The organism is Streptomyces azureus (assembly GCF_001270025.1).
In the GTDB taxonomy this organism is placed as follows: Bacteria; Actinomycetota; Actinomycetes; order Streptomycetales; family Streptomycetaceae; genus Streptomyces; species Streptomyces azureus.
In genome coordinates this window covers 1-7,222 of sequence record NZ_DF968208.1, presented here as the reverse complement: position 1 = coordinate 7,222, position 7,222 = coordinate 1, and the positions used below count along the sequence as shown (strand labels likewise).

Annotated in this window: 7 protein-coding genes and 2 pseudogenes; 4 read left to right on the top strand and 5 right to left on the bottom strand. The window is 70.0% G+C overall.

Going from position 1 to position 7,222, the window contains the following annotated elements; all coding sequences use genetic code 11:
• Positions 1 to 542: 542 nt before the first annotated feature.
• The 3 genes from AOQ53_RS04635 to AOQ53_RS45795 all read right to left on the bottom strand — a co-directional run bounded on the left by AOQ53_RS04635 (position 543) and on the right by AOQ53_RS45795 (position 3,624).
• Positions 543 to 1,151 carry a PadR family transcriptional regulator gene (locus AOQ53_RS04635; protein WP_059415201.1) on the bottom strand — a complete coding sequence of 203 codons (609 nt, stop codon included), beginning with the start codon at positions 1,149 to 1,151 and terminating at the stop codon, positions 543 to 545.
• 84 nt (positions 1,152 to 1,235) lie between these two features.
• Positions 1,236 to 1,796, bottom strand: a complete 561-nt coding sequence (locus AOQ53_RS04630) for a hypothetical protein (RefSeq protein ID WP_059415200.1) — start codon at positions 1,794 to 1,796, stop codon at positions 1,236 to 1,238.
• Between the two features lie 25 nt (positions 1,797 to 1,821).
• Positions 1,822 to 3,624, bottom strand: coding sequence for a PDR/VanB family oxidoreductase (locus AOQ53_RS45795; RefSeq protein ID WP_236711586.1), 1,803 nt, complete (start codon positions 3,622 to 3,624; stop codon positions 1,822 to 1,824).
• 440 nt (positions 3,625 to 4,064) lie between these two features.
• Here AOQ53_RS45795 and AOQ53_RS04620 point away from each other — a divergent pair.
• A pseudogene (locus AOQ53_RS04620) lies at positions 4,065 to 4,388 on the top strand (Ku protein); the annotation flags it as partial.
• A 55-nt stretch (positions 4,389 to 4,443) separates the two neighbouring features.
• Here the strand turns inward: AOQ53_RS04620 and AOQ53_RS04615 are convergent.
• Positions 4,444 to 5,190, bottom strand: coding sequence for a phosphotransferase family protein (locus AOQ53_RS04615; RefSeq protein ID WP_059415198.1), 747 nt, complete (start codon positions 5,188 to 5,190; stop codon positions 4,444 to 4,446).
• A gap of 147 nt (positions 5,191 to 5,337) precedes the next feature.
• Between AOQ53_RS04615 and AOQ53_RS40370 the strand changes: the two are divergent.
• Both AOQ53_RS40370 and AOQ53_RS40360 read left to right on the top strand, forming a co-directional pair.
• Positions 5,338 to 5,529, top strand: a pseudogene (locus AOQ53_RS40370) (helix-turn-helix domain-containing protein); the annotation flags it as partial.
• 684 nt (positions 5,530 to 6,213) lie between these two features.
• Positions 6,214 to 6,600 (top strand): S8 family serine peptidase, encoded by a 387-nt coding sequence (locus tag AOQ53_RS40360; RefSeq protein ID WP_078945148.1) that lies wholly within the window; start codon positions 6,214 to 6,216, stop codon positions 6,598 to 6,600.
• Between the two features lie 314 nt (positions 6,601 to 6,914).
• On the opposite strand, the gene AOQ53_RS45790 is transcribed toward AOQ53_RS40360, so the two are convergent.
• Entirely contained in the window at positions 6,915 to 6,995 is an 81-nt protein-coding gene (locus AOQ53_RS45790; protein WP_236711587.1) for a hypothetical protein, read from the bottom strand.
• Positions 6,996 to 7,017: 22 nt separating this feature from the next.
• Here AOQ53_RS45790 and AOQ53_RS45785 point away from each other — a divergent pair, with 22 nt between their 5' ends.
• Positions 7,018 to 7,194, top strand: a complete 177-nt coding sequence (locus AOQ53_RS45785; RefSeq protein ID WP_236711588.1) for a hypothetical protein — start codon at positions 7,018 to 7,020, stop codon at positions 7,192 to 7,194.
• Positions 7,195 to 7,222 lie beyond the last annotated feature (28 nt).

Sequence of the window (7,222 nt, the reverse complement as noted above, 5' to 3'; positions counted from 1 at the left end):
ACGCGCGGACCGCATGCCTGGTCCGGCTCGAACCCGCACGACAGCCAGGCCCTGAAACGCCTGCGGAACCCCAGCCGATCCACTCCGGCCGCGGTCCACGCCGACGCCAGCCGACCAAGCTCCAACCGCCAACGGGTACGACGACTACGACCACCCGCGTCGTTGGCTCCACAAGCGCGGCGTCGCCCACAAGGGCATGGAGTCCTCGAGCCGCCTGGGCCGCCACCGCTGGACGATCGGAAGCACCGCCTCCTGGCTGACCGGATGCCACCGCCCGCACCCTCGCCTGCATCCGCTGCCTCACCAAATGAGCTTGCGGTTGACCTGCTCGCCGCCGGCGCGTACACAACTTCCCGGCAATGATGATCACAGCGCTCCTCGCATTGCAGCTACTCGCCTGACGGTGATGTGCAGCGTGACCGCCTTTCAGCATGGCCACTACGGGAACAGACCGCAGCGGCCCGCCAGACTCATCGGTCACGCCCACCATCACGAGCAGGCATCACAGTGGCGCGCGCCACCTGATCGAAGAGACAGGGCCTCTAGGCTCCGTCCGCCGGGTGGAGCTCGTGCCAGAAGGCGCCGAAGCCGTCGGGGTCCTGTCCGAGCTGGTCGGCGAGGCGGCGGACGAAGGAGGCCTCCGCCTCGACGAGGGCCAGTTCGTATTCGTGTTCGATGACGAAGACCCGGTCCACTCCCTTGGCCGGGGCGGCGTCGAGCCGGGCGCGGATCTCCCCGGCCCGTTCGGCCAGGGCGTGCAGACGGTGGTCGAGCAGGGCGGGCAGTTCGCCCGGGGGCAGCACCACCAGGAGGGCCAGGACGGACTGGAAGGTGGGGTACTCCTTGACCGGCGTGGAGACCAGTTCGCGCATCCGGGCGTGGAGCTCGGCCCTTCCGCTGTCCGTGAGGGCATAGGTGGTGCGCTCGGGGCGGCGCCCCTCTCGGAAGGTGTCCTGCGGGGTGATGTGGCCGTCCCGGTGCAGTTGCTCGACCACCATGTAGAGCGAGCTGTTGCGGTACTTGATGCTCTGCTGAAGCCTCCGCTCTTTGAGGAGCCTGCCGATCTCGTACGGGTGCATCGGCCGCTGGACCAGGAAGGCCAGCACGGCGAGCGCGAGCGGGTTGCTCACCTTGCGGCGTTCCCGGTCCATGGCCCTCCCCCATCGTGTTCCGCTGTCGTCGCTCCTGTCGTCCGATTGAATCACCGCGGCCGAGCGGAGGGGCCGGTACCGGCCTCAGCCTTCGGGCAGGCTCAGGCCGAAACGGGTAGCCCTGACCTCGACGTCGACGGTGAGCAGGAGGTTGCCGTCGAGGTCGATGCCCTTGCCTACGCCCCGCGAGACCAGGGTGTCGCCAGACAGCCTCGCGTCGTGCAGGGCCCGGACCTCGCCCTTGTACGCGTGGGGCAACCCGTGGATGTCCACGGGCAGGACCTGCCAGAGTCCGAACCTGACCCGCGTGCGGCCGCTGTCCTCCCAGCGCCCCACGGCGACGTGGATGCCGTCGGTGAAAGCCGTGAACATGCCTCCTGGGTGGAAGGCAAGCAGGGTCTGTTCGACCTCGCCGTCGGAGCGGCTGACCGTGCCCCGCCAGGTGCCCAGCACCGGGTGGGTGAACAGGCGGCGCAGGTCCTCGTCGCCCCGGGCGGCGGCCACCGCAGGCCCGGCGCCCCACAGGCCGGTGACGCTCGCGGCGGTCACGCCCGCCGCGGCGGCCCCGGCCCGGCCGAGCAGACCTCGCCGGCCGGGAAGGTTCTTCGACTCGTCCGTCTCGTTCGGGTTCTTGCGGCTGTTCATGCGCGTCTCCCTTCGTTCCCCGTGGTCAGGCGTCGAGCACGATGCGTTCGCTGCGGGAGCGGGAGACGCACGGATAGATGATGTCGGCCCGCTTCCGCTCGTCGGCCGGCAGGATGTCGTCGCGGTGGTCGGGCAGGCCGTCGAGCACCCGCGTCGCGCAGCTGCCGCAAATCCCGTCCTCGCAGGAGCGGTCGACCGTGGGATCGATCTCCTGGATGACGCTGAGCAGGCTCCGGTCGGCGGGCACCCGGACGACCCGCCCGCTGCGCGCGAACTCGGCCTCGAAGGGCCGGTCGGCCCCATCCTCCGTGCTGCGTCCACGGGCGGCGAAGCGCTCGACGCGGAGCGTGCCCTGCGGGCAGGCGGCGGGCATGGCAGAGGCCACCGCGTCGATCAGCCCCTCCGGGCCGCAGCAGTACACGGCGGCTCCCGTCGGCGCGTCCCGCAGCAGAGCGGCCGGGTCGGGGCGGGCGTGCGTGTCGGACGGCAGCAGCGTGACGCGGTCGCCGTACGTCCGTACAAGCGCGTCGGTGAAGGGCATCCGGTCCAGGGACCGCCCGCGATACACGAGCCGCCACTCGGCACCGGCCGCGTCCAGCCGGCGGATCATCGGCAGGAAGGGGATGATGCCGATGCCTCCCGCGACGAACAGGTACGCGGGGGCCTCCACCAGAGGGAAGTGGTTTCGCGGGCCGCGGACCGTCAGGCGCGTGCCGGTGGTCAGGCGGTGGATCTCGGCTGAGCCGCCACGGCCGTTTTCCTCGCGCAGCACCGCGATCCGGTAGGCGTCGGGGTCCTCACCGTGCAGCGAGTACTGGCGCACCCTCCCCGACGGCAGCACCACGTCCACATGCGCCCCCGGCTCCCAGCCCGGCAGCCGCTCACGCCCGGCCGGACGGAGCGTCAGCTCGGCGACCTCCCTGGCCACTTCGCGTACGTCGGCCACCATGACCGGCATCTCCCGGGAGCGCGCCCCGCGCCGCTCGGCCAGGAGGCGGCGGCCCCGCCTGGTTCTGCCGCCCGGCTTGTACAACGACAGCAGGACGGCAGCGAGCAGTTGCAGGAAGGCGAAGCCGAACCCCGCGGCCACCAGTGCCGGCGAGCTGCCCAGCCGCGCGGCGGACTGGCCGGTCTCCGCCAGGTGCTCGGCATCCAGCGCGGTCGTCTCCAGGGTGTCGTGCAGCCAGCCGAAGGCCAGGAACAGGATGGACACGGAGATCGCGAGCTTGGCGGCCACCCAGCGGTACCGGAACACACCCCACTCGGAGGTGAGGGCCACACCGATCCCCGACAAGGTAGCAGCGAAGTTCAGCCAGGCCAGGAGGCTGACGTCGAAGGTTTCCATGAGCGCGTACGCCGAGGCGACGTACTCGATGTCGTCGCTGGTCAGCGCGACCAGCCCGACTGCGGACATCATCAGCGCGACACCGCTCCAGCAGCCGGCGGCGACGACGTGCGCCGCGACCAGGGCCTTGCGGGGCCGGCCGGTGAGCCGCCCGGCCAGTGAGGCCAGCACGGGCGTGAGGGCGTACATCGCCGCGAGGGCCGGCAGGTCCGAGACGCCGAACGCCTGCACGGTGGCCAGGACGAGCAGCAGCCACCCCAGGAGCAGCACGAGCGGGCGGGACGGGCGCCGTTGGCGAGTGAGCAGCAGCGCGAGCCCGCCAGCCATCACTGAGGACGCGAGCCACACCGGCGTACGGGCCTCGGGCAGTCTCAGCGCGGCCGCGACCAGGGGCGGTAACAGGCCTGCGGCCAGGGCGAGTACGGCGTAGCAGTACAGCGTGATCAGTAAGGAACGAGGGACAGGGCGTATCCGGTTCTCCATCGGGGTCCTCCTCGACGCGAGGCTAGATAGTCATTCCTGATTAGTCGTTATCGGCTAATCACAGAGTGATGGCTACTCGCGCCGGAGTGGCATAGGGGATCCCCCGGAGCCGCCCCTGACGCACCCCTGACGGACCCCCGATGATCCGGCCAGGACTGACGGCCCGTCAGTCTGACTCCGTGCCGCCCGGGTAACCGCTTCCCCATGCGTGGATCCTCAGCGCGGCCTACGGGTCCGAACTGGCCCGGCTCGGTCTGGAGGGAGGCGCCAGTGTCAAGCCGCGGCCGCGATTGCTATTGGAAGGGCTCACCTACCGCGGCCAACCCGCCTGAGCGAAGAGCCGCGGGTGCGCGTCCTTGCACGTGCGCGGTTGCGGTTGCGGTTGCGGTTGCGCGCAGCGCATAGCCTGATGTTGCTCGAGGTGGCCGCGGAGGTTTGTCATGTCCCGGAACATCTGGAGCGGCGCGATCAGCTTTGGTTCGGTCACCGTGCCGATCACCGTGGCCAGCGCCACCGAGGACCACTGGATCAGGTTTCACCAGTACCACCTGGAGGACATGGGCCGGGTGCGGGTGCGCAAGTACTGCGAGATCGAGGACCGCGAGGTCGACCAGGGCTACCAGCTGACCAAGGAGCGGGTCATCCCGATCAGCGACGAGGAGCTGCGAGACCTGCCGCTGCCGACGGCGAAGGCGAAGGCGATCGAGATCGTCGCGTTCGTGCCGCTGGACTCCGTCGACCCTCTGAAGATCGGCGAGAGCTGGGGATGGCCTACTCGATGCGTCAGAACGCATACGTAGCAGTCGGGCCCGCGCAGCCTCACATCCGGGATCTCAGCACGTCGACCTCACAGCCCGGCGCGAAGGGGTCGAAGCCGTGCTCGATCAGCCAACGAACTGCCAGCAGGCTTCGCAACGACCACCACGCGTGGATCACGTCGAGGTCGATGTCGGTGCCATAGCCGGCGATGACGTCGTCGAGGTGCTCGTCGTGTCCGAGCGTGAAGGTGGCGAGGTCGTACAGGGCATCACCCTGGCCCGCCTCGGACCAGTCGATGATGCCGGTGACCTCGTCACCGTCGACGAAGACGTGCGCGATCTGCAGGTCGCCGTGTGTGAACGCCGGAGTCCACGGCCGGAGCGCGGCCTCGGCGACCTGGCGGTTGCGGGTGACCAGGTCAGCGGGCAGGACACCGTTCGTCACGAGCAACTCGCACTCGTCGTCGAGTTCCGCCGCCAGCGCGACGATGCTCCGGCCGGCCCGGCCCGGCAGGGGCGGCAGGGGCGCTTCGTGCAGCTTCCGGATGGCGGCGCCCGCCGCGGCCCACGCCGCCGGGGACCCGGTCGACGGCCCGCCGAGGCGCCCAAGCGTCGTCCCCGGGAGTGCGGCGATCGCGAGCACGGGCGGCTCGCGCCACAGGACCTCCGGGGTCGGGACCGGCGCGAGGGACATCGCCTCGACCTCGACGTCGATGCGCGCCTGATCGGCGTCCACCTTCAAGAACACGTCACCGACGCGCAGAGTCGCGCGCTCGGAATGGGCGACGACGACTTTGACCTCATCCATGGGCGACCAGTATCCCGGGGATGATCGCCGACGTCGCCAGGTTTATCGCGTGCGATTACGCGGCTGACCGCGTCCCGCTACCCGGCGGCCTCGTGCACGACACCGACCTCTGACCAGGTCAAGCCCACCACTTTTCTTAGGATTCCTAAGTTGGTGAGCGCACTGCGGCGCGAGGGCGCGGACGCGGTCCGTAGAGGCCGGCCGTGGAGCCTTCCGCTGGAGGAGCGAGTCCTGCTCGTGACGGCCTACTGGCGCACGAACTTGACGATGCGGCAGCTCGCTCCGCTGTTCGGCATCTCAAAGTCCGCAGCTGACCGCGTCATCGACCACCTCGGCCCCAGTCGAGATCGCTGTGGGAGGGGACCAGCAGGGCCGGTTCTTCCGCCCAGGCCCTCAGCCGTCGCGGATCCGGGCAGGCGACTCCCACCAGCGTCCACTGCGTGCCGTGGGGTCTGCCGCGTTCATAGACCGGTCTGCCGTCGCCGTACCGGGAATCCGGAGTGCCGAAGACCAGGCCCCGGTCGAAGAACAGCTCGGCGATGGCCCGGAAGTACTTCCACTGCTGCTGGTCCAGGCCCGTGCGGCTCCAGGCCGTCGACGGACAGATGGCGCGTGTCGAAGCCGGTGCCGACGTTGCTCTGCCAGATGTTCTTGGCCGAGTGCTGCACGGTCCAGCCGGTGACCTTCTGCGCTCCGGTGATGACGGGGTGGGCGTCCAGTGCGGCCTTCCAGGTCACCGTGTAGCCGCCTGTGCCGGAGTCCGCCGAGGTGAAGGCGAGCGGCGCGGAGAGCCGGTAGGCCGTCGGCGAGCTCGACGGTGATGTCGCCTGTCATGGAGTTGCTGGTCGCCCGCACCTTGGTCTTGGCCTGGGTGACGGAGCACGGCCGGCTCACGGAGCAGGCGGTCCCGGTCGGACCTGAACGCCACCACCAATGGCTACACGTTCACCAACAGCTCGCTGAGCTACCTCAACAGCCTCGCGCAGCCCGGCGGGACCAAGATCCACGGCCGCTGTCGGCAACATGTCGCTGGGCGGGGGCGCCAGCCCAGCGCTGGCCACGGCGGTACGCAACTCCATTGCCTCTGGCATCACCTACACCGTCGCTGCCGGCAACTCCAATGCCAGCGCGGCCTTTTACTCACCCGCCCGGGCGAAGGCCGCAATCACCGTCGGGCCACCACCAGCTCCGACTACCAGGCCAGTTACTCCAACTACGGCTCACTCCTGGGCCTGTTCGCCCCCGGGATCATCGATCACCGTCGGCTGGCACACCAGCGACACCGCGACAGCCACCCTCTTCGGCACCTCGATGGCAGCCCCCCATGCCGCGGGCGCGGCAGCCCTCGAACTCACCTCCCGCCCCTCGGCCAGCCCGGCAACCGTATCCACGATCCTGATCCTGCGATAGATCAAGGGAGTTCTGCGCAACATCGGCCCCGGCTCACCGAACAGGCTCCTCAGGATCACGCGATACTGACTTCGGCTCGTCAGGGTGATCTTTGTCGATGCCGACCACCGACGGCCGTCCCGGGAGGCGTCCACGGGTGGCCAGCACGGCAATGGCGACCGCTACGTACGCGGGCCATCCTCTGCGCCGCCGCGGCTGTGCACCCATGCCTGACCCTTCGTCCGCTCAACGGCGGCAGCCGAGAGAGCGCCCCATGGGGATCCCATACGCACCTGGGTGCCGGACGCGATGCGTCCGGCACCCAGAACGGAGCACTACCGACGAGACGCGGCTCGGCCTCGCCGATACAGGATGGCGCCGCCCGTCAGCAGGAACGCGGCGACGGCTGAAACCACAAGCGTCTGCTCCCCAGCCCCGGTGTCGGGGAGGGAGGGCGGCTCCGTCGGGGGCGAGGCGGGTGGCTTCGTCGAGGGCTCGGGGTGCGGGGCGGTCGGCGGCGCCGACGTGGGCGGCTTCGTCGCCGGTGGTGTGGTCGGCGGCTTCGGCTTCGCCGGCGGCGTGCTCGGGGGCTGCGTCGACGGCGTATCCCCGTAACCTCCCGGCGTATCCGAGTCGTCGCCGT

Excerpts from the sequence above, each read along its gene's own strand:
- AOQ53_RS04635 (WP_059415201.1), bottom strand. The coding sequence starts at position 1,151 with ATGGACCGGGAACGCCGCAAGGTGAGCAACCCGCTCGCGCTCGCCGTG.
- AOQ53_RS04630 (WP_059415200.1), bottom strand. The coding sequence starts at position 1,796 with ATGAACAGCCGCAAGAACCCGAACGAGACGGACGAGTCGAAGAACCTT.
- AOQ53_RS45795 (WP_236711586.1), bottom strand. The coding sequence starts at position 3,624 with ATGGAGAACCGGATACGCCCTGTCCCTCGTTCCTTACTGATCACGCTG.
- AOQ53_RS04615 (WP_059415198.1), bottom strand. The coding sequence starts at position 5,190 with ATGGATGAGGTCAAAGTCGTCGTCGCCCATTCCGAGCGCGCGACTCTG.
- AOQ53_RS40360 (WP_078945148.1), top strand. The coding sequence starts at position 6,214 with ATGTCGCTGGGCGGGGGCGCCAGCCCAGCGCTGGCCACGGCGGTACGC.